Origin of the sequence: Sorangium sp. So ce1153, assembly GCF_051521595.1 — a bacterium.
Lineage (GTDB): Bacteria > Myxococcota_A > Polyangia > Polyangiales > Polyangiaceae > Sorangium.
Map to the genome: position 1 here is coordinate 13,371,493 of NZ_CP150361.1, position 22,168 is coordinate 13,393,660.

The 22,168-nt window shown below is 70.4% G+C and carries 12 protein-coding genes; 9 read left to right on the plus strand and 3 right to left on the minus strand.

Translation table 11 applies throughout. The features are described from left to right. The first annotated feature begins 73 nt into the window (after positions 1–73). From WME85_RS48800 to WME85_RS48840, 9 genes are all read left to right on the plus strand, one after another. On the plus strand, positions 74–532 hold the full coding sequence (locus tag WME85_RS48800; RefSeq protein ID WP_437831959.1) for a hypothetical protein: 459 nt from the start codon (positions 74–76) through the stop codon (positions 530–532). Between the two features lie 311 nt (positions 533–843). Next, positions 844–2,358, plus strand: a complete 1,515-nt coding sequence (locus tag WME85_RS48805) for a TIGR02677 family protein (RefSeq protein WP_437831962.1) — start codon at positions 844–846, stop codon at positions 2,356–2,358. Beyond that, on the plus strand, positions 2,355–3,662 hold the full coding sequence (locus tag WME85_RS48810; protein WP_437831965.1) for a TIGR02678 family protein: 1,308 nt from the start codon (positions 2,355–2,357) through the stop codon (positions 3,660–3,662). The genes WME85_RS48805 and WME85_RS48810 overlap by 4 nt, the downstream gene beginning before the upstream one ends. Then, the gene (locus WME85_RS48815; protein WP_437831967.1) at positions 3,659–7,828 is read left to right on the plus strand and encodes a TIGR02680 family protein; all 4,170 of its coding nucleotides are present in this window, start codon (positions 3,659–3,661) and stop codon (positions 7,826–7,828) included. The genes WME85_RS48810 and WME85_RS48815 overlap by 4 nt, the downstream gene beginning before the upstream one ends. After that, on the plus strand, positions 7,825–9,102 hold the full coding sequence (locus tag WME85_RS48820; RefSeq protein WP_437831968.1) for a TIGR02679 family protein: 1,278 nt from the start codon (positions 7,825–7,827) through the stop codon (positions 9,100–9,102). Before WME85_RS48815 ends, WME85_RS48820 begins: the two co-directional genes overlap by 4 nt. Before the next feature lie 709 nt (positions 9,103–9,811). Then, positions 9,812–11,308, plus strand: coding sequence for a phospholipase D-like domain-containing protein (locus tag WME85_RS48825; RefSeq protein ID WP_437831970.1), 1,497 nt, complete (start codon positions 9,812–9,814; stop codon positions 11,306–11,308). 210 nt (positions 11,309–11,518) lie between these two features. Further along, complete coding sequence (locus WME85_RS48830; RefSeq protein WP_437305904.1) at positions 11,519–12,079, plus strand: NADPH-dependent FMN reductase; 561 nt, start codon at positions 11,519–11,521, stop codon at positions 12,077–12,079. A gap of 152 nt (positions 12,080–12,231) precedes the next feature. Continuing rightward, the gene (locus tag WME85_RS48835; RefSeq protein ID WP_437831973.1) at positions 12,232–13,986 is read left to right on the plus strand and encodes a serine/threonine-protein kinase; all 1,755 of its coding nucleotides are present in this window, start codon (positions 12,232–12,234) and stop codon (positions 13,984–13,986) included. A 34-nt stretch (positions 13,987–14,020) separates the two neighbouring features. Further along, complete coding sequence (locus WME85_RS48840; RefSeq protein WP_437831975.1) at positions 14,021–15,931, plus strand: PEGA domain-containing protein; 1,911 nt, start codon at positions 14,021–14,023, stop codon at positions 15,929–15,931. 3 nt (positions 15,932–15,934) lie between these two features. On the opposite strand, the gene WME85_RS48845 is transcribed toward WME85_RS48840, so the two are convergent. The 3 genes from WME85_RS48845 to WME85_RS48855 form a co-directional block, all read right to left on the minus strand. Continuing rightward, positions 15,935–17,788: an OmpA family protein gene (locus WME85_RS48845; protein ID WP_437831978.1), complete on the minus strand. Its 1,854-nt coding sequence runs from the start codon at positions 17,786–17,788 to the stop codon at positions 15,935–15,937. 85 nt (positions 17,789–17,873) lie between these two features. Further along, complete coding sequence (locus WME85_RS48850; protein WP_437831981.1) at positions 17,874–18,527, minus strand: hypothetical protein; 654 nt, start codon at positions 18,525–18,527, stop codon at positions 17,874–17,876. A gap of 125 nt (positions 18,528–18,652) precedes the next feature. Then, a complete protein-coding gene (locus WME85_RS48855) occupies positions 18,653–21,979 on the minus strand; it encodes a thrombospondin type 3 repeat-containing protein (RefSeq protein ID WP_437831984.1) in 3,327 nt (1,108 codons plus the stop codon). Positions 21,980–22,168: the final 189 nt, after the last annotated feature.

Here is a 22,168-nt window from a genome sequence, read left to right on the forward strand (position 1 = left end):
GCCTGGCAAGAGTCTCAGAACACCGAAGTTCGTGTCCCTCGCTGTGGACATACACCCGCGCGTAGATGCGAAAATGCGCGAGCTGGCCTGCGCGAGCGACGTCCCGACCTATCTCGACCGCGGCGCCAAGGAAATCCTCGCCCACGTGCGGGGCACGGCTCATCTTGTCGGGCGCTTCCAGCCTGCGCTGCAGCCCGTGTGGCCAGCGGAACGATCACGCGTCTTCTTGTGGGCGGGCACGAGGGTTCAGCGCACTGTGTTCCTCGCGCTCCGCGAGGCCGGTCTCGAGGTTCACGACGAGCATGTTGGCCTGGAGGTGAAAGCGCCTGTCGACCAGACGCGGGAAGTACTGCGCGGTCCGCAGGAACGGACGCCGGACCCTCGGCTCCTGGCGGCACGCGCCGACCGCGAGCTGGCTGCGCGACAGTGCGGCGCCGACAAGTTCGATTGGGCGTTGCAGGACGCGCTGTGGGCGGCCGCCTACGCGGAGGATCGATTGGCGATCTCGCGTGGGGCGTTCGAAGTCGGATAGCCGGAGGCGTGCGAGGCCCAGCGAGCGGGGGGTGTCTGCTGGCATTGCCGGAGGGGACGGTGTGCAGGCGGGCCGCAACAGGGGCCCGCCGGCACTCAGCCAGTAGGACATTTGACCACATGAAACCATAAATCTATGGGCGTCGGGGAGATCATGGCGGATGTTTGAGAAATCGCTGTCGCTGATCGGAATAGTACCAGCATGGGGCACTCGGCAGTCACCGGCCCGGGCACGGAAAATAAGGCGAAAGCGCAGTTGACGGCGGCGCGCTCAGACGAGAGTAGACTCGTTGAGAAGCAGCGAGGAGGCTCGTGCACCAGGATTCACGTGAGCTGTTCCGGCACGTCAGCGCCGAGAAGGCGGCGCTTTATCGCGCCATCATGGATGTCTTTGCGACCGCCAAGCGGCAGTACCGCCTCCAGCTCAGGCCAGATGAAGTGCTCGCCGAAGCCAGGTGGCCGGAGGCTCCGCCGGCCATTGAGGAGATCAATGCCGCACTCGCTCAGCTCGCCGCTTGGGGCAACCTCGAGTCGCAGCCCGATACCGCTCGGGTGTCCAGCCTCAGCGACTTCTACCGGGCGCGCTTTCTCTACCGCCTGTCCCAGGGCGGCGAAGCCGTGGAATCGGCCCTCGCCGTCTTCGTGCAGACGCTGCAGCGCCGCGCGGAGCTGCAAACGGTGGCACTCGAAGACATCGCGAGCCGGCTGCGGGCCCTGCAGATGCTGGCGCGCGACGCACAGCCTGACGCGGCCAAGGTCCACGAAACGCTGCGCGATCTGGTTCGTGTTTTCGAGGGCTTGGCCGAGAACGCGCAGGCCTTCATGGCGGGCGTGGCGCGCAGCATCGAGCTGCAACAGGCTGAGGTGGGCGCAGTGGTGAGCTACAAGCGCCGGCTCATCGACTACCTGGAGCGCTTCTTGGGCGATCTGGTGCGCCGCTCCGACACGATTGCTGACGTTATCATCGCGGTGAGCCCTTCCATCGACGCGATGTTGTGGCAAGTCGCCGAGCGGGAAGCGCGCGATGCCGCTCCCGGCGACGCACAGGAAGAGTCCGGGGTAAGGACCCGGCACTGGCATGCGTGGCAAGAGCGCTGGAAAGGTCTTCGAGGCTGGTTCGTCAGCACGGGCCACGAGACACGACAAGTCGATTTGCTGCGGGCGAGGGCACGCTCGGCCATCCCGCGGCTGCTCGGCGCGATCGCCGCGCTCAACGAGCGGCGCAGCGGCCGCAGCGACCGCACCGCCGATTTCCGCATGCTCGCGGGCTGGTTCGCCTCCTGCGCCGACGATCGCGAGGCACACCGGCTCGCGCGCGCGGCCTTCGCGCTCAACCCCGCGCGTCATTTCTCCCTCAACGCCGACGCCGACGCCGATCTGCCGGCGACCACACGCTGGGCCGACGCACCGCCGCTCGCGATTCACCCTCGCCTACGCGAGTACGGCGAGGCTGCCCCTCGAGGCCCCGCACCCAAGGTGCGTGACCGCACCCAGGCTCGGGCCCTCCTCGCGCTCCAGCAGGCCGAGGAATCAAGGCAGGTCGAGGACGCGCGCGCGCGCCTCGCCACCGGCCGGCCCACGCGCCTCTCGGAGCTGGGCGAGCTCGATGTACATGCCTTCGGCCTGTTCCTCGGCCTGCTCGGCGAAGCGCTGACGGAGCAGGCAGGACCGGAGGCCACCGTGGAACGGCAAACGGGCGACGGCCTCTTCCACATACGCCTGGAGCCACTGGGCGCCGACAGCCACGCCCGGATCACCACCCCAGCTGGTGTCTTCTCCGGACGCGACCATCTGATCACGATTACGCTCACCCTGGAGGGCCGGTGAAGCCCCGTCGCGACAGATCGAGCGAGAGCCGCGTCATCGGCCAGCAGCAGCAGCGGCAGCAGCACGAAGAGCTTCGCACCGCCGTGCGTGCCCTGCTGATGACGCCGCTGATGAGCCCCGGTCACGAGGACTTCGCCGCGGTACGTCGCCAGGCTGACGCGCTGCGCGAATGGTTTGTTCGCGAGGCTGGCTGGCAATTGCACATCGACCGCGAGGGGGCGCGCCTTTACAAGCGGCCGGCCGACCTGGCCGATCCCACCCGGGGACTGCCCGACTACGACCGGCGCCGCTACGTGCTGTTGTGCCTTGCGTGCGCTGTGCTCGAACGCGCCGAGGCCCAGATCACGCTGCACCTGCTGGGCGAGAGGTTGCTGCTCTTCGCGGCCGAGCCGGCGCTCGCATCACGCGGCTTCACATTCACGCTGAACGCGCAGCACGAGCGGCGTGAGCTCGTGGCAGTTTGTCGCACGCTCCTCGACCTCGGTGTGCTGCAGCGCGTGGTGGGTGACGAGGACGCCTTCGTGCACGCCGGCGGCGAGCAGGCCGACGCGCTCTATGACGTGCACCGCCGCGCCCTCGCCGGCATGCTGGCGGCCGGCCGGGGCCCGTCGACCTGGCCGCTGGAAGAGGCGCCGATCACCCTCGACGAACGGCTGCATGCGCTGGTGGACGAGTATGTGGCTGACAGCGACGAGGGGCGCAGGGCGGCCCTGCGGCATCAGCTCGCGCGCCGGCTGCTGGACGATCCGGTCGTGTACACGGCGATGCTGGAGCCTGAAGTCCGCGCCTATTTCGTCAACCAGCGCGGCACGATGGCCGCCCGCTTGTGCGAGGCCACCGGCCTGACAGCAGAGCAGCGTGCGGAAGGATTGGCCCTGGTCGATGGGACCGGCGCCCTGACCGATGTGGCCATGCCTGCCGAGGGCACCGAGGCCCACGCCACGCTGCTGGTCGCGGAGGTCCTGGCCGTCCGCCTGCGACAGTCGAAGTCGAAGAACGACATGGAGCCAGCGTCCATCGGCCTCATGCGGGAGGACGACATCGCCGCCTTCCTTCGCGAAGCCCGGCAGCGGTATGGCCGCTACTGGCGAAAATCGGCGCGGGAACCCGGCGCCGAGCGCGAGCTTGCAGCGACTGCGATCGATCGGCTGGAGAAACTGCAGCTCATCGCGCGGGACGCGGACACCGTGCGTCCGCTGCCAGCGCTCGCTCGATTCGCGCTCGGCGAGGCCGAGATTCGCGAAGCGCGTGAGACCCGCGTCGCGCCCCGCCAAGCAACCGCCGATTTCTTCGGATTGATATGAACGGCCTATTCGAGTCCTCGGTTTCATCTTCTGCGCGCCCGCCCCTGCCGATACCGACGCGAGAACGCTGGCAGCCATTGCGGCTCGGCCTGGTAGAGCTGTTCCGCTACGACAGCGAGGAGTTTTGGTTCCGCGACGGCCACCTGCTCCTGCGGGGCAACAATGGCACTGGCAAGTCCAAGGTGCTGTCCCTCACGTTGCCCCTCCTGTTCGACGCTCAGCTCAAGCCCTCACGCGTCGAGCCCGACGGCGACGCGGGCAAGAAGATGGGCTGGAACCTGCTGATGAACGACTACGAGCGGCGCACCGGCTATGCATGGATCGAGCTCGGCCGCATCGCCGAGGACGGCACGCCGCGATACCTCACGCTCGGCGCCGGCCTGTCGGCCGCCGCCGCCCGATCGCACGTGGAGAGCTGGTTCTTCCTGCTGGAGGGCGTGAACGGCGGGCCACGCCTCAACCAGGAGCTCTGGCTGATCAGCCCCCAGCGTGTCGTGCTCGCCAAGGAGCGCTTGCGCGAAGCGCTCGAAGGCCGCGGCCAGGTCTTCGATACCGCCGAGAGCTACCGGCGCGCCGTCGACGAGCGGCTCTTCCGCCTGGGCTCCAAGCGCTACGGCGCCCTGATGGACACGCTGATCCAGCTACGTCAGCCGCAGCTATCCAAGAAGCCCGATGAGACCGCCCTGTCAAACGCGCTGACCGAGGCGTTGCCGCCCATCGCGCCCGAGCTGCTTGGCGACGTGGCTGAGGCGCTGGGGCAGCTCGAGGAGGATCGCCGGGAGCTCGAGGAATACCAGGTGCTCTCGAAGGCCGTCGAGCGCTTCGTGCAGCGCTACCGCGCCTACGCCGGCACGCAGACCCGCCGCCAGGCGCGGACGCTGCGACAGGCGCAGACGGACGTCGATAATGCGAGCCGCGCGCGCCATGAGGCGCAGGCGCGGCTCGAAGAGGCGCAGGCGGAGGAGGTGCGCGCGAAGGGCGACCACGAGAACGCCGAGCTCGGGCTGGTCCACGAGCGCACGCGGCTAGAGACGTTGCTCCACGATCCGACGATGCAGGACGCCAGCCGCCTCGAGAGCGCAGCGCAGGAGGAGAGGAAGCGCCGGCACGCCCTCGAGGCCGGCGAAGCAGCGCTGGTCAAGATGGGAGAGCGGCTCCAGCGAGAGATGGCCGAGAGCGAAGAGCGCAAGCAGCGCGTGGCGTATGCAGAGCGGGCGCTCCACAAGGCGCGGCACGAGAGCTCTGCTTGTGCTGCCGAGGCTGGTGTCGCGGGCGCCGTCGCAGACAACCCACTTTCGAGGCTGGAACGCGACGCGCTGGTCGAGCTCGCGCCCAGCGCTTTCGACTCCGCTGAAGCGGAGCTGCGCTCCCTCGTCGCGGCTCGGCGAGGAGACCTCGCGCTGCTGCGCCGCCGGCATGCCGACACCGGCACGGCGGAGATCCAGCACACAGAGCGCGGGCGCAGGCGCGACGAGCTGCGGGACGCCGCCCACGAGGCGGCCAAACAATGCGCGCAAGCAGATGCCAGCGTGGAGCGCGAAGGACGGGCGCTGGTCGAGGCCTGGGAGAACCATTTCGCGAGGCTCTCGCAATTGCAGCTCGCGCCGGAGGCGCCGCTCGCGGAGCTCGCCGCGTGGGTGGTCGATCTTGACGGCCACAACCCGGCCCAGCAGGCGCTCGAGACGGCTCAGCAGCAGGCCAGCCGGCGCCTGGCTTCCTGCCGCCTGGAGCTCGTCAACCAGGAGCGGGCGCTCGCTTCGGAGCAGCAGGCACTCGAAGTCGAGCGAGCGCAGCTCGAAGCGGGCATCGACGCGCAACCGCCCCTGCCCTATACGCGTGCCAACGCCGTGCGCGTAGGCCGCGCCGGTGCGCCGCTGTGGCAGCTCGTAGACTTCCGCGACAAGGTCGGGGCGACGCAGCGCGCCGGCATCGAGGCCGCGCTCGAGGCGGCAGGCCTGCTCGACGCGTGGGTGACGCCGGATGGTCAACTACAACGGGCGGATAACGGCGCGCTGCTGCACGACACACAAGCGTTGCTGCGCCCTCGCCATCAGCCGTCGCTGGCCGACTGGCTACGAGCCGTCGTGCCTGACAAGAGCACTGTGCGGGCCGTCCTCGTGAACAAGCTGCTGGCCGGCGTCGGCTGTGGTGAAGAAGATCCAGGAGATACCGAAGCCTGGATCGCGCCCGACGGTCGCTTCCGCCTCGGCCCGCTCACCGGCGCCTGGAGCAAGACGGCCGCGACATACATCGGATTCGCCGCCCGCGCCGCGGCGCGGACGCGCAGGCTCGCCGAGATCACCGAACGTCTGGTGGGATTGGCCGAGGACGAAGCCACGCTGCGAGCGCAGCTCGAAGAGCACGCGCAGGCAGAGCGGCAAGCCGCCGACGAGTGGCTCCGCGCGCCCAAAGAACAGGCCTTGCGCGACGCGCACAGGAGCGCCGCTGCCTGCGCCCGCGAGCTCCTCGCCGCCCGCGATCGGCTGGCTCACGCCGACCGCGCGAGCCAGGAAGCCGAGCAGGCGCTGAATCGCGCACGGGAGGCGCTGTCCCGCGATGCCTCCGATCTACGTTTGCCTGAGTTTCCGGACGCCCTGGTGTCCGTCGAGACGGCGCTCGACGGCTTCAACGACGCCCGGTCGCGGCTGGTGGAGGCCACGCGCGAATTGCGGTCGGCCGTGCCGGAATGGCAGCGGCAGCGGGCGCGCGAGGGCGACACGCGCGACGACTTCCGGCAGCGCGAGGAAGAGCTGACCGAGAGCCGCTTCGAGGCCGAGGAGGCGAGCGCGCGGCTGGTCGCGCTGCGCGAGGCGGTCGGCGCCAAGGTGCATGAGCTCCAGCAGCGTCTGGCCGAGGCCCGGGAGGCAGCGCGAGCGGGCGAAAAGGCGCTGAAGGCGGCCGGCGAGGCGCGGAGCTTGGCCGGCCAGGCGCGCGCCGTCGCGACTGAGAAGGCCGCTGTAGCAGAGGAGTCGCTGCGGCAACGTACTGAGGCACGCGCGCAGGCTGTCGCCAGGTTGCAGCAGTTCGCGGCCACCGGCTTGCTCTCGGTCGCACTGCCCCAGGCCGAAGTGCCGGACCTCGGTAGCCCCTGGACAATCGACCCCGCGCTCACGCTCGCGCGGCGCGCGGAACAAGCGCTTGTCGAGATCAAGGACGACGATGACGCGCGGGAGCGTGTGCAGCGACAACTCGCGGAGGAGCTCACCGAGCTGCAGCGCGCCCTGACCGCGCTCGGGCACCAATCCATGGCCGACCCTAACGACTGGGGTCTCGTCGTGCAGATTGTCTACCAGAACCGGCCCGAGCGCCCCGACCGCCTCCTTGCCCGGCTGACCGAGGAGATCGCGCAGCGCAGCGAGCTGCTTACTGCGAACGAGCGCGCCGTGCTCGAGAATCATTTGCAGGCCGAGATCGCCGCCGAAGTCCAGCGCTTGCTCCAGGCAGCCGAGAACCACGTCAATGAGATCAACAAGGAGCTCCACAAGCGCCCCACGTCCACCGGAGTGCGCTATCGCCTGCAGTGGCAGCCCTTGTCCGAAGAGGAGGGGGCACCTTCAGGGCTCGAGGCGGCGCGCAAGCGCCTGCTGAACACCAGCCCGGATCTGTGGTCGGCCGAAGACCGGCAGATCGTCGGCGCGATGCTGCAGCAGCGCATCGCAGCCGAGCGCGATCTCGCCGATGCGCTCGGCGGCAAGGACGGCGGCGCCAGCATGCTCGATCAGCTCGCCCGAGCGCTGGACTACCGCCGCTGGCACCGCTTCCGCGTCGAGCGCTGGCAGGACGGCCATTGGCGCAAGCTCTCTGGCCCAGCCTCCAGCGGCGAGCGCGCGCTCGGCCTGACCGTGCCGCTCTTTGCCGCGGTAGCGAGCTTCTACGGCCAGGGGAGCTACAACCTGGCGCCGCGGCTGATCCTGCTCGACGAGGCGTTCGCCGGCATCGACGACGCGGCGCGCGCCCACTGCATGGGGCTGATCCGCGAGTTCGACCTCGACTTCGTCATCACCAGCGAGCGCGAGTGGGGCTGCTACGCCGAGCTGCCCGGCGTCGCCATCTGTCAACTGCAGCGGAGCGAGGGGATCGATGCGGTGTTCGTCTCGCGCTGGACCTGGGACGGCCGGGCAAGAAGGCGGGGCGCCGATCCCGACCGAAGGTTCGCGTCGTCATGAGCTCCGTCGACCCGCGCCTTTCGCGCCTGCTCGGTGGCGAGCACCTCGCGTCGCTGCGAAAGCGCCTGCGCCAGCGCTTCGAGCGAGTTGCGCGGGAGGATGCCGTCGAGCAGTTTCGTATCGACAAGCTCACCCCCGACGAATACGCGGCCCTAGCCTCGCTCCTGGGTCGGCGGCAGCGCGCCTCCAGCTCGCTGCTCGTCGACGTCCGGCTCGTCGATGGCGCCTTGCAGGGCGCGGGTATCGCCGCCTCGCTGCGCGACGCTCTGGAGCGTCTCGACGGTCCCATGACCCATCTCGCCACGGAGCGCAGCAGGCTGCAATCGCTCTGGTCCGGCGTCGTCGGCGGTTGTGGTCACCCGGGTCTGGTCAGGTGGCTCGAGGCTCCCGCGAATCTCGGCCTGCTCAAGCGCCTCGCCGGCGGGAACCCAACGGCAGCGGCGCAGCTATGCCGCCGCGCCGAGGCGGTGCTGCAGCGCCTGCCCGCGGACGGCATCACGCGCTCGCAGCTGGCGGCGGAGGTGCTAGGCGACGCCCACGCGCTCGACAGCGGTCAGGGGACGGCCACGATAGTGCTGGCGGTCTTTCGGCGGGCTCTCTCGCGCGTCCGCGAGGACGATGAAGGGTCGCCTGAGAATTTTTCTGACAATGGTAACCCGCCGCAGAGGCTCTTCGAAGAGCGGATACGCGATACCTGGGCCAAGGTCGGCGTGCTGGTCAACGAGCTCGCGCGTCCCGCCCTCTTCCTGAACCTCCCCGCCCGGGAAGGCGAGAACAGCGGCAGGCGTGCGGGAGAGCCCGGCTACGTATCGCTGCGCGAACTGGTGCGCTCACCGCCCTCATGGGCCGTGGCGGGCCGCGACGTCTACGTCTGCGAGAATCCCAATCTGGTTGCGATCGCGGCAGATCATTGGGGCATGCGCTGCGCGCCCCTGGTGTGCACCGACGGAATGCCCGCTGCAGCGCAGCGCCATCTGTTGTTTCAGCTGACGCGGTCCGGCGCTCGCTTGCACTACCATGCCGATTTTGATTGGCCCGGGCTGTACATCGGCAACCATTTGATGCGGGAGTACGGTGCGCTGCCGTGGCGCTTTGGCGCCGCCGAATACACGGCTGTGGTCGGAACCGCACCGCGCCCGGGGAAGGCTCTCACAGGGCCGGAAATCGAAGCTTCATGGGACGGAGCGCTGGCGGGGGTGATGCGAATGGCCGGGTTGGCCATCGCAGAAGAAGCCGTGGCCGGGTCCCTGCTGCTGGACCTCGAAGGTCGATAGCCCGAGGATGAAGCTCTGCAGGGCAAGTTCCGGAAGCTGCAGCAGACCGGGCCAGGACGCGCCGTGCTCCGGTAGCGGAGAGCTGTGGAGCATGCGCTCGCCCACATCGCGGCGCGGAAAGGACACAGCGCGCGCTACATCGGCGCCAGGAGAAACCTGCTCGACCTCCGGCGCGCCGCAGCGATCCAGAACCTCGAGGCGGCTCAGCGGTTGTTTCAGGAGGCTGCGTAACCTATTGGAATCGCATCGCGGCCGATATGTTCGGACGTTCTAGTCCAGAGCGTGGACGCAGCGCAGGCGGAGTAAGAGCGCTCTGTCGCGCCCCTCTTTCGACCCAGGGAGAAAGGCGCCCGTGCAGTACCCGTCGTTCGCGGCGGCCTTCGCGAGCTGCGTCTTGCCCGTGCCGGGCGGGCCGAGGGCGCCGTGCTCGCGTGCGGCTCGGGCGGCGTGGTCGTGGTCGTCGTCGGCGTGCGCGCGCCGTCCCAGAGGCTTCGAAGGGCGCCGCGGAGCTCATCGCTCGTTTCCTCCTGACCGGACGAGGTGCACGCGAGCGTCGGCGCTCATCGAGAACGGGGGCACGACGGCCGGATCTACACAGATCCAGGGCTACTGCGAAGGGTAAACATCGCGAACACCCGCCGAGAGCGGGCGAGCTCCTGGCAAGATGAGTCCACGGCGGATCTGTGGCACATGTACGTGATTGAGTCCCATGGCCGCCGCTCGCGCTCCCGCCCGCATTTCCCTGCCGACGAACGCGCCGCTGCGCCCCCTCGCACGGCAGACCTTCAGCCGCGTCGCCGGCGCGCCGCTCATCGGCGGGAACACGGTCGATCTGCTGATCGACGGGCGAGCGAACTTCGACGCCTGGCTCGACGCGATCAGGGCAGCGCGCAGCTCGATCCTGCTCGAGAACTACATCTTCGCCGACGACGAGCTGGCGCGCGAGTTCCGCGAGGCGCTCAGCGAGCGCGCGGCGGCGGGCGTCCACGTCAGCGTGGTCCGCGACTGGTTCGGGTGCCTTGGCTCATCGACGGACCACTTCTGGAGCAAGCTCCGCGCGGCCGGCGGCGAGGTCCGCACGTACAATCCGTTCAGCTTCACCAGCCCGTTCGGCTGGGTGACGCGCGATCATCGCAAGCTGCTCGTCGTCGATGCCGAGGTGGGCTTCGTCTCCGGCATCTGCGTCAGCGGCAAATGGCTGGGCAATCCGGCGCACCGCGTGCCGCCGTGGCGCGACACAGGCGTCGCCGTGCGAGGGCCTGCCGTACACTCGCTCGCCGTCGCCTTCGCCGACAACTGGGCGAGCCTCGGCGAAGAGCTGCCCGCCGACCTGCCCGTCCTCGCCGGGGTCCCCGCGGCGGTGGGCCCCGTGGACGTGCGCGTCGTGGCGAAGCTGCCGAGCACGACCGGACTCTACCGGCTCGATCAGCTGATCGCCGCGCTGGCGCAGCGATCCCTCTGGCTGACCGATGCGTACTTCGTCGGCGTCGCGCCGTACGTCCAGGCGCTCGCTGCGGCGGCGCGCGATGGGGTCGACGTGCGCCTGCTCGTCCCGGGCACGAGCGATGTCCCGGCCGTCGGCTCGCTGTCGCGGGCCGGCTATCGCCCGCTGCTCGAAGCCGGCATTCGCGTCTACGAGTGGAATGGCTCGATGCTCCACGCAAAGACCGCAGTGGCCGACGGCCGCTGGGCGCGCGTGGGATCGAGCAACCTCAACGTCGCGAGCTGGCTGGAGAACTGCGAGATCGACGTGGCGATCGAGGACGAGGAGTTCGCCGGGCGAATGCAGGCCCAGTTCGAGGAAGATCTCCGCGGCTCGACCGAGATCGTCCTCCACGCGCGACGCCGCGCCAGCCAGCTCAGAGCGCGCCCCCGGCAGGAAGCCGGGACCGGGCGCTCCGCCGCGGGCGCCTTGCGCCTCGCGAACACGGTGGGCGCGGCGATCACGAACCGCCGTGTCCTCGGCGCGGCCGAGGGCGGCATCCTGCTCGGCGGCGCGCTCCTGCTCCTCGGCAGCGCGGCGCTCGCCCTGTATTTCCCGCGATTGCTCGCCTGGCCGCTCGCCGTGCTCGCGCTGTGGTCAGCCGTCAGTCTGCTCATCAGGTATGTGGCCCTCGCCCGCAGGGCCAGGGCCAGGGCCACGGCTCCATCTTCATCGCCATCATCGCCTTCATCTTCATCGCCATCATCGCCTCACGCACCATGACGTGGTCGAGCTCGCTAGCGTCGCGGAGCAACCTCCAGGCGCCGGCTGGCCAGCCCACTTGACGCGTGCGCGGTGCGGGATGTACACGCGCTCGATACGCAGCTCGTAGCAACCTCGAACAGCCCCTCCTGACCACCGGGATGTCATCGGAATGTGCATCCTGCCGCCCGTTCGCCCGATCGGAGAGGGGCCATCGACTGGAGCGCAGACATGCTGAAGGTGGCGATCATCCTGGGGAGCACGCGGCCGGGACGGAACGGCGAGGCCGTCGCGAAGTGGGTCCACGGCGTGGCGACGAAGCATGGTGGCGCCGAGTACGAGCTCGTCGACATCAAGGACTTCAACCTGCCCCTGCTCGACGAGCCTGTGCCGCCGTCGATGGGACAGTACTCCAAGCCTCACACCAAGGCGTGGGCGGCGAAGATCGACTCCTTCGATGCCTTCGTGTTCGTCACGCCGGAGTACAACCATGGCACCTCGGGCGCGCTCAAGAACGCGCTCGATTTCCTGTACAAGGAATGGAACAACAAGGCGGCTGGCTTCGTGAGCTATGGCAGCGCGGGGGGCTCCCGCGCCGTCGAGCAGCTCCGGCTCGTGATGGCCGAGCTCCAGATCGCGGACGTGCGCGCGCAGGTCATGCTCTCGCTGCACGATGACTTCGAGAACTACAGCGTGTTCAAGCCCCACCCGCGCCACGAGAAGTCTGTCGGCGGCCTGCTCGACCAGCTCCTCGCCTGGGCAGGCGCGATGAAGACCCTTCGCCAGAAGTGAGCGACGCGTCGCCCGGGCCAGCCATGAAGGTGGCCGCACTGGAAATCCGGTCGCTCCGGTCGCTCCGGTCGCTCCAATGCCTCCACGACGCATCGCGCCGCGGGTGAGCGTTGCGCTCCCCAGCGGAACCGCATACAGTCGATCGTAGCCTTGTGATCGGCACGGTCATCGACGGCAAGTACCGGATAGCCAAGCTCCTCGGGGAGGGAGCGATGGGCTCGGTGTACGAAGCCGAGCACACAGCGACGGGCCGGCGCTGCGCCATCAAGGTGATCAGCTCGCTCGACCTGACCCGCGATCCGAAGATCGTTCAGCGGTTCCAGCGCGAGGCGCGCGCCGCCGGAGCCATCGACACGCAGCACATCACCCAGGTGCTCGACGCCGGGGTCGATCGCGAGACCAAGCTGCCGTTCCTCGCGATGGAGTACCTCTCCGGCGAGGACCTCCAGCACCTCCTGCTCCGCAACGGCGCGCTCGCGCCGCACGTCGCCCTGCGCATCGCGGTGCACTGCTGCCTCGGCCTGCAGAAGGCGCACGACGCCGGCGTGGTCCATCGCGACATCAAGCCGCACAACCTGTTCCTCGCGCGGCGCGACGCGGGCGAGATCATCATCAAGCTGCTCGATTTCGGGATCGCCAAGGTCAAGATGGACCAGGCGAACGACACCGAGGGCGCCGATCTCACGAAGACCGGCAGCCTCGTGGGCTCGCCGCTCTACATGTCGCCGGAGCAGGCGGTCGGGCAGCGCGAGATCGACCACCGCACCGACATCTGGTCGCTCGGCGCCGTCCTCTATCAGGCGCTCTCCGGGCGCACGCCCTTCCACGACATCAAGGCCCTCGGGCAGCTCATCCTCTCCATCTGCTCGTCGCCCGTGCCGCCGCTCCAGGACTTCGCGCCCTGGGTCCCGGCCGAGATCGCGGCCGTCGTCCACCGCTGCCTCCAGCAAGACCCGGCGCGCCGGTTCCAGAGCGCGCAGGAGATGCTGGCCACGCTCCGGCCGATGTTGCCTTACGGGTGGGCCATCCAGGAGGACATGCTCGTCCCCCTGACCGAGGCCCACCGCCACCACGTGGCCCCGCGCCTCGGCGCGAGCGCCCCCGAGGCGCGGCAGAGCAACCCGCACGCGTCGTCGCCGTCGATACCCCCCGCGAACGCCAGCGGCGGGTACCCGGCCGTCGGCGGCTCGGCGCTGCCGAGCGGCGCGTATCCGGCCGCGTCGAACGCGAACGCGAGCGGCGGGTACCCGGCCGTCGATGGCTCGGCGCTGCGCAGCGGGGCGTATCCGGCCGTGCCGTCAGGCACGCAGAACGGGCTCACGGCCTCGCGCTCCGGCAGCGGCGCGCGCCTCGGTCGGTCCGCCAAGGGCGTCGCGCTCGTCGGCGGCATCGCCGCCCTCGGCGCCGTGGTGGGGCTGGGCGTGATCGTGGTGCGGCGCTTCTCCGCGACCCCCGAGGCCGCCCCCGCGCCGCAGATCGCGGCGCCGGAGCCCATCACGTCGGCCAGCCAGCTCACGCCTCCGCCTCCGGTCGCGATCGTGGAGGCGCCGCCCAGCTCCGCCGCGCCGCCGAGCGAGCCCGCGAAGAGGCGCGTGCGCGTCGTGATCTGGCCAGAAGACGCGCTGGTCGAGCTCGAGGGCGAGCGCGCGACCACCACCGACGGCGTGCTCGAGATCAACGGGCGCCTCGGCGGCACGTACAAGGTCCGCGTGTTCAAGGGCTCGGCCCAGGTGACCACCGAGATCGCCATCACCGAGGGCGGGGCATACCCTGCGAAGGTCGAGCTCCCTGTCGTGCATGGACGCACCGCGCCGACGACGAAGGCGAGCGCCGCGCCGCCGCCGGGCACGACGCGCCCCGCTGTCCCTCCGGGGTTCACGCACGACACCGGCGAATTCAAGCAGTGAGCCTCCTTGGAGCAGGGCGGGACAGACGAACGTGATGGGCGAGCTTGAGCGGCCGTCGGCCAGGCGCAGCGGGTCGACGCAGGGTTCCGAGACAGCCGATCTTCCGGGCTGCGCGAGCGCGCCTCGCCGGCGTGCGCTGTTCCTGACGGCGATGGCGGCGGGGCTCCTGACCGCGCTCGCGCCGCTGCCGGCGCGCGCGCAGCCCGGCGCGCCGCCGCCGGCCTCGCCGGGCGAGGCGGGGCCGGCTCCGGCGGCCTCCGGCGAGGCCGCGCCAGCGCAGGACCCGGGTTCGCCGCGCTCGCTGGGAGACGAGGTCCCGGTGTCCGAGGCCGTCCGCCAGGAGGCGCTGCAGCACTTCGAGAGGGGGCTGGCGCTCCTCGGTCAGGGATCGATCGGGCCCGCGCTCGCGGAGTTCATGCTCTCGCGCAAGCTGTTCCCGACGCGCGCCGCGACGAGGAACGCGGCGATCGCGCTGCGCGAGCTGCAGCGTCACGACGAGGCGCTCGACATGTTCGAGGCGTTCCTCCGCGACTTCAACGCGTCGGCCGCCGAGCGCGCAGCCGTCCAGCGCGACATCGCCGAGCTCCGGGCGCGCGTCGGGACGATCGACATCACCGGCGCCGAGCCGGGCGCGTCCATCGTCGTGAGCGGCGAGGACCGCGGCCAGTATCCGCCCTTCAAGCCGATCCGCGTGCCCGCTGGACCGCACGTGCTCCGCGTCTTCAAGGAGGGGTTCGAGCCGTTCGAGCGGCGCGTCGACGTCGCCGGCGGCCAGACGGTCCCGGTGCAGGCCAGGCTGCGCAGGCTCCTGCGCTCCGGCAGGCTGCGCGTCGTCGAGCGCACCGGCAAGACGGTCGATGTGCTCGTCGACAACGTCGTCGTCGGGCGCACGCCCTGGCTCGGCCCGCTGTCCGTCGGCAACCACATGGTCACGCTGCGCGGGGAGGGGAAGCTCGGCTCCCAGCCGACCGCCGCGCCGGTGCGGCCGCAGGAGCTCACCACGCTGTCGCTGCTCGCCGAGGAGCTCGACGCCTCGCTGCGCGTCAACCCCACGCCGCCGGGCGCGAGCGTGTGGATCAACTCGGTCAACGTCGGCAACGGCGTGTGGCTCGGCCGGCTGAAGGAAGGCCAGCACCGCGTCGAGGTGAAGGCCGACGGCTTCGTCACCGGGTCGCGTACCGTGACGCTCGACCGCGGGGAGCGCGAGGTGCTCACGCTGCAGCTCGAGCGCGACGAGGACGCGCCGCGCTGGCGCAAACCGCCGAAGATCGCGCTCGACGCGAGCGCGTCGTTCCTGCTCGTGCCGACGCTCGGGGGTGACGTCGCCGGCTGCTCCGGGGGCTGCTCGCGCTCGCTCGGGCTCGGCGGCGCCGCCTTCCTCCATGGCGCCTACGAGCTCGGCTCGGGGCTCGGCTTCGGCGTCGAGGTCGGAGGCCTGATGGCGTTCCAGGGCGTCGAGGGCCGCGACGCCGAGCTCTATCCGGTGGGCGTGGCCGAGCCGGATCGAGGCCTCGCGGACGACGATCTGCGGCTGAGCGGCGTGCTCGTCGGCGCGACGATCGGGTACCACGTGGAGCAGCGCCTCCCCCTGCAGTTCCGCCTCGGCGCCGGGGTGTTGCTCGGCCAGGTCCGCGACGAGCGCAGCGGCAATTTCACGGCGCGGGACGGCAGCGTGATCCTCGCGGCGCCGGCCGCATCTTTTTCGTCGGCCACGTACCTCTTCCTGGATCCCGAGCTGCGGTTCGGCGCCCGCTTCGCCGAGCATTTCGAGGTCTCGGCCGGGGTCAAGCTGCTGGTGCTCATCGCCCCCGAGCCGCCCAGGTGGGATCCGACAATCGAGATCCCGGCGTCGACCGACGGTATCGGCACCTTCCGGCCCGAGCCCGTGATGGACGACCTCGTGTTCATGGTCGCGCCCGGCGTGAGCCTCCGTTACGACTTCTGATCGCTAGGGCTGCTGCCCTTTGCGCTTGATGATCATGAACTCGACGCGCCGGTTCTTCTGGCGCCCTGTCTTGACGCGGTTGTCCGCGAGCGGCTGCTCGAACCCGTACCCCTTGGCCACGAGCTTCTCCCGCGGCACGCCGGCGGCCACGAGCCACGAGAGGACGGCGTCGGCGCGCTCCTGGGACAGGGTCAGATTGAATTCCTCGGTCCCGTTGTCGTCCGTGTGCCCTTGCACCTCGACGAGCTCGATGTCCGGGTTCTGCAGGATGGCGTCGCGCACCTCGTAGAGGATCTCGTCGGAGATGGGGTCGACCGTCTGCGTGCGTGTCTTGCCATAAGGGATGAACTGCACCGGCTTCGAGGTGGTGATCTCGTCGGCGTGCACCCGCACGAACCTCGGACACCCGTTCTGCCTCGGATCCTGGTCGGGCAGCCCGCGCTCCCTCGGGCAGGCGTCCGCGGCGCCGCGGACGCCGTCGCCGTCCGGATCGTCGGGGCAGCCGTTCTGCTTCGGATCGCGGCTGGCGGGCCCTCTGGCCGCTGGACAGGCGTCCGCGGCGTCGGCGATGCCGTCGCCGTCCGCGTCACCGGGGCAACCGACCTTCTTCGGATCGTCGCTCGCCGCGCCGGCCACGCTCGGGCAGGCGTCGATCCCGTCGTGGAAGCCGTCGTCGTCCGCGTCGTCCGGGCAGCCGCTCTTCGTCGCGTCGGCGCGCCGGGGGCCCGGCGTCGTCGGGCACGCGTCGTCGACGTCGAGCACCGTGTCGCCGTCGCGATCCGCCGGAGGGCAGCCGTCCCTCGCGGGATCGGGCGACGGCTCGCCCCTCACGTCGGGGCACGCGTCGATGTCGTCGTTGATGCCGTCGTCGTCCTTGTCTCCCGCGGCGGTGGCGGCCGGTGTGCGCTCGGGAGGCGCCGGCTGCGGGAGCGGCGCCCAGCCGACCATTCCGACGGCGCGGACGTTCGGTGTGCCGACCGCGTCGAAGAGGCCCGGCCCGGCGGCTGCGCCGACGGTGAGGCCGCCGAGGACGCGCAGCTTGGCGCCGAAGAGCAGCTCGGCGTTGACGCCGGCGTCCGCTCGGGTGGGCGGCGTGCTCGAGAGCTGGAGATCCTCTCCGAGCGGCGCCGCGCCGTACAGCTCGGCGCCGAGCTGGAGCAGATCACCGGCGAGGAGGAGCCCCGCGGCGCCGCCGAAGGTGAACAGCGGCGGGCTGTTCGAGCCGCGGCCGACCTCGACGCCCCCGCTCGCGCTCCAGAGGAACGCGAGCGGCGCGCCGACGCGGCCGCCGAGACTCGCGTGGAAGTCGCCGCGGGCGGATGAATCGCCGGTGTACTGCGCCGGTGACCCGGTGGGCAGGAAAAGGTAACCGCCGATCCCGAGCTGGATGGGCCCCGCGTCCTGCCCCAGCAGCCGGGCCCGGGCGCCGAGGCGGAGATCGCCGACGACGGGCGCGTTCAGCTCGGTGAACTGCGTGTCAGAGAACCCGGGATCGTCGCCGCCCTGCACGACGGCGAGCGGCGCGTCGACGGAGAGCAGCACGCGGTCCCAGAGCGCCAGCGAGGCGTCGAGACGCAGGAACGCCTGCGAGGAGACGATGGCGACCTCGCGCAGATCGACGGCGCCCTCGGGGGGCGCGGTGCGGACCGGCCGATGGGAGTAATCGAACATCGCGTGGGCGCGCGGCGTGAGCTGGCCTGGCGCGGCCGGGGAGGGGACGCCGAAGAACACGTCGCCGGCGGGCGCCGGCTCGAACCGGTTGAGCGCGAAGCCGCCGGTGGATTGACCCCTCGAAGCGCTGGCGAGCGTCAGCAGGAAGGACGCTGCCGCTGCCGCTGCGATGGAGGACGACCTCATCGGGGGCCACGATAGCGGGGGCGTGCGGCGGGGGGCAATATCCGGGTTTCCACCCTGGGGCTATGCGATGACTGTGCGCGATGCCTCATGGGCAGGTGTCGAAGTCCGTGTTGGGGGCGACGCTGCGCGAGATATCCGCGGTGACGGTGGGGATGTCCTGCGTCCAGACATGATCCTGCCCCTCGTTGCACGCTCCGTCGGCCACGAGATCCGCGTACCAGTGCATCTTGTAGGCTTTGCCGCCGAGCACCTGCCCCGTCACGGAGAACGCGCCGCCCTCGTCAATCGTGTCCGATGCGCTGAGCGTCGCCGCGCTCTCGCCCACGGCGATGACCTCCACGTAGACGTCGGTTCCGACGTCGTAGGCGGGGACGTACCCGCTGCCACGCAGGGTGAGATTGAAGCTCTGGCCCATGGATCCGCCGTCGCCGCCGGTCCCCGAGCCGCCGTCACCGCCCGTTCCCGAGCCGCCGTCGCCGCCGGTCCCCGAGCCGCCGTCGCCGCCGGTCCCCGAGCCGCCGTCGCCGCCGGTCCCCGAGCCGCCGTCGCCGCCGGTCCCCGAGCCGCCGTCGCCGCCGGTCCCCGTGCTGCTCGCGCTGCCCTCGCCTGTGCTGGTGGTCGACGCCGAGCTCGCGGGCGGCTCGTCGCCTGACTCGTCACCGCCACACCCCGCGCCCGTGCCGGTCATGCCGAGTGCGCCCACCGCCATCCACACCGCGATCCACCGAGATGCCTGCATGAGGGTCCTCCTTGAAACCACGTGATCAGGTCGACGAACCGGACGGCCGCTCCGCGGAGAAGCCGTCGCGCGCGCCGGACATGTGCCTCGGGTGATCGCCAGGACGCAACCGCTGCCAGGTGGGCTCACGCCGCCCGCCGCGGGTGCCGCCGCCCGAACCGCCGGAGCACGGCGGAGAGGACCAGCAGCAGGCCCCACGGCTGCTGGGAGGCCGGCGCGCGCCCAGCGCGGCAGTCGCAGCCGCCCTGGAACCCTGGCGCCGTCCCGCCGCCGCTGGTCGCCGTGGACGTCCCGGCCTCGCCACCGGCGCCGCCCGCGCCGCCTTCGCCGCCTTCGCCGCCCATCCCGCCGCCGCCGGTCGGCGCTGCCCCATCGCAGGCGTCACCCAGGCCGTCCTCGTCGGTGTCTTCCTGTCCGGCGTTCGCCACGCCCGGGCAGTTGTCGAACTCGGTCGTCACCCCGTCGCCGTCGGGATCGCAGGCATCGCCGAGGTCGTCGCCGTTCTCGTCTTCCTGCCCGGCGTTCGCCAGGCGCGGGCAGTTGTCGCAGGCGTCCCCGCGGCCGTCGCTGTCAGCGTCTTCCTGCCCGGCATTCACTGTCATCCGGCAGTTGTCGTCCGCGTCCGGGATGTCGTCGCCGTCGGCGTCGTCATCGCAGGCGTCGCCCTCGCCGTCGTCGTCGAGGTCGGCCTGCGGCTCGCCCGGAGCGGACGGCGGGTTCGCGTCGAAGTCGCAGTTGTCGTCCGCGTTGATCACCCCGTCGCCGTCCGGATCCGCGTCCGGATCGCACACGTCGCCGGTGCCGTCGCCGTCGGCGTCTTGCTGCCCGGCGTTCGCCAGGAGCGGGCAGTTGTCGTCGCCGTCGAGCACGCCGTCGTTGTCCGAATCGCCGTCGCAGACGTCGCCCTTGCCGTCGTTGTCGGTGTCGGTCTGCGGCTCCCCCGGGTTCGGCGGCGCGTTCGCGAGGAGCGGGCAGTTGTCGTCGCCGTCGGGCACGCCGTCGTCGTCCGAGTCGGTGTCCCGGTAGTTCGGGATGTCGTCCGCGTCGTCGGTGTCGAATGCAGGCGTGCTCAGCAGGGCATCTCCGGCCTCCTCGGCGTCGAGCAGCCCGTCGTTGTCGCTGTCCGGGTCCACCGCGTCGATGGCCGCATCCCTGTCGGTGTTGTTGGCAGGATCGGCAGGATTGTCGCGGTTCGCCACCTCCTCGATGTCCCCGATGGTGTCGCCGTCGGAGTCGACGCTGGTCGGGTCGGTCCCGAGCGCCGCTTCCTCGGCGTCCGTGAGCCCGTCGTCGTCGTCGTCGTCATCACAGACGTCGCCGTCGCCGTCGCGGTCCGTGTCGAGCTGGTTGGTGTTGACGTCGTACGCGCAGTTGTCGTCCGCGTCGAGGACGCGATCTTGATCGTCATCCTCGTCGCAGAGGTCGCCGTACGGGTCGTCAGGCCCGTTCTTTGTGTTGTTCGCCTGGTCCGGGTTCGGGGTTGTGATGCAGTTGTCGGAGCCGTCCGGCACCCCGTCCGCGTCGTCGTCGTTGTCGCACGCGTCGCCCGCGTCGTCGCCGCCGGGGAGGCCCTCGTCCGTGTTGAGCTGATTGCTGTTCGGCGCGAAGGGGCAGTTGTCGCCTTCGTCGAGCGCGCCGTCGGCGTCGTCGTCCTCATCGCAGTCGTCGCCGAGGACGTCGCCGCCGGGGAGGCTGAGATCGGTGTTGGCCTGGGCAGGGTTCGGCGTCGTGACGCAGTTGTCGTTGACGTCGGGCACGCGGTCGGCGTCGTCGTCATCGTCGCAGGCGTCGCCGAAGCCGTCGCCGTCGGTCAGGTGCTCGTCCGTGTTCGTCTGATCCGGGTTCGGCGTGAGCGGGCAATTGTCGGTCGCGTCAGGCACGCCGTCTGCGTCGTCGTCGTTGTCGCACGCGTCGCCCCTGTCATCGCCGCCGGGGAAGCTCCGGTCCGTGTTCCTCTGGTTCGTATTCGACACGAGCGGGCAGTTGTCGTTGACGTCGGGCACGCGGTCGGCGTCGTCGTCCTCGTCGCAGTCGTCCCCGTCCAGATCGCCTGTCGCCGCGTCGGTGTTGATCTGGCTCGTGTTGGCGACCGCCGGGCAATTGTCGCAGGCGTCGCCGATCCCGTCCCGATCGCCGTCGACCTGAACGCCGCCGGCGCCGGGCGCGTTCTGCAGCGTCGGGCAGTTGTCGCAGACGTTGCCGACCCCATCGCCGTCGTCGTCGACCTGGCCTGCGTTGGCGTTGCCAGGGCAGTTGTCGCACGCGTTTCCGAAGCCGTCGCCGTCGCCGTCCACCTGGGTTGAATTGGGGACCTCGGGGCAGTTGTCGCAAGCATTGCCGACATGGTCGCCGTCGCCGTCGGCCTGAGTACCGGTGATGAGGAGCGGGCAGTTGTCGCACGCGTCGCCGACGCCGTCGCCGTCGGTGTCGACCTGGGTCAGCGTGGCGATGTAAGGGCAGTTGTCGCAGACGTTTCCGAAGCCGTCGCCGTCCGCGTTCTCCTGATCGTTCACGCGGCTCGGGCAGTTGTCGCAGGCGTCGCCGAAGGTGTCGCCGTCCGCGTCCGCCTGGTCGCTGTTGGAGGTGCCGGGGCAGTTGTCGCAGGCGTCGCCGAAGGTGTCGCCGTCCCCGTTGCTCTGGCTCAGGTTCGCGCGGCTCGGGCAGTTGTCGCAGGCGTCGCCGACGCCATCTCCGTCGGTGTCCGTCTGGCTGGTGTTCGCATTGCCAGGGCAGTTGTCGCAGGCATCGCCGAAGGCGTCACGGTCGGTGTTGCTTTGATCGGTGTTATGGGTATTCGCGCAGTTGTCGCAGGCGTTGCCGATGCCGTCGTTGTCGCTGTCCCGCTGGTCGTTGTTGTACGCGGTGGGGCAATTGTCGCAGGCGTCGCCGAACTGGTCGCCATCGGCGTTGGCCTGCCCGGGGTTGGGGACTTCGTTGCAATTGTCAGGAGTGTCATTGATCCCGTCGCCGTCGTTGTCCGGCGAGCAGATGTTCCCTTCCCCGTCGCTGTTGCTGTCGAGCTGATCCTCATTGCGGTCAGCTGGGCAGTTGTCGCAGACGTCGGGGACGCCGTCGCCGTCGTCGTCGAAGTTCGGCATCGCCCCCATGGGCGTGGCTATCGTCGGACACCTGTCGGTGGCGTCCTCGATCCCATCGTTGTCGTCGTCGAGATCCGCCTCGTCCGGCGTGTCGTCGTTGTCGTCGTTGTCGTCGCAGGCGTCGCCGAGTCCATCCCCGTCGCCGTCGTACTGGCTCGGGTTGCTGACGCCAGGGCAGTTATCGACGCCGTTCGCGACCTGGTCGTTGTCGGTGTCCCACGACGCCGCCCGCGCCGGCACCGGCGCGAGCGCCACGAGCGCGAGCAGGCCGGCGAGCAGCGGCAAGATCCCGCGTCTCAGGGCGCCGGCGTGCGCGTGGTGGCGGGGCATTGAAGGCGAAGCGGGGAAACTCATCGCGGCTCCTCCAGACAGATCGCGCCGTACACGACAGCGCCCCCCGTGAGCGTATCCGGGTTCCCCCTCGTCCTGGGACGTTTTTCCTCTGCGCCGCCCCCTGTTCGGCCGCCGGCCGCCTTCTGTTAGGATGGCTCGAGTCGACCCCCCTCACGTCGCGCGCGCCGCGCCGACCACGGAACGCCCCCC

Excerpts from the sequence above, each read along its gene's own strand:
- WME85_RS48840 (WP_437831975.1), top strand. The coding sequence starts at position 14,021 with ATGGGCGAGCTTGAGCGGCCGTCGGCCAGGCGCAGCGGGTCGACGCAG.
- WME85_RS48845 (WP_437831978.1), bottom strand. The coding sequence starts at position 17,788 with ATGAGGTCGTCCTCCATCGCAGCGGCAGCGGCAGCGTCCTTCCTGCTG.
- WME85_RS48825 (WP_437831970.1), top strand. The coding sequence starts at position 9,812 with ATGGCCGCCGCTCGCGCTCCCGCCCGCATTTCCCTGCCGACGAACGCG.
- WME85_RS48800 (WP_437831959.1), top strand. The coding sequence starts at position 74 with ATGCGCGAGCTGGCCTGCGCGAGCGACGTCCCGACCTATCTCGACCGC.
- WME85_RS48850 (WP_437831981.1), bottom strand. The coding sequence starts at position 18,527 with ATGCAGGCATCTCGGTGGATCGCGGTGTGGATGGCGGTGGGCGCACTC.
- WME85_RS48820 (WP_437831968.1), top strand. The coding sequence starts at position 7,825 with ATGAGCTCCGTCGACCCGCGCCTTTCGCGCCTGCTCGGTGGCGAGCAC.
- WME85_RS48855 (WP_437831984.1), bottom strand. The coding sequence starts at position 21,979 with ATGAGTTTCCCCGCTTCGCCTTCAATGCCCCGCCACCACGCGCACGCC.
- WME85_RS48830 (WP_437305904.1), top strand. The coding sequence starts at position 11,519 with ATGCTGAAGGTGGCGATCATCCTGGGGAGCACGCGGCCGGGACGGAAC.
- WME85_RS48815 (WP_437831967.1), top strand. The coding sequence starts at position 3,659 with ATGAACGGCCTATTCGAGTCCTCGGTTTCATCTTCTGCGCGCCCGCCC.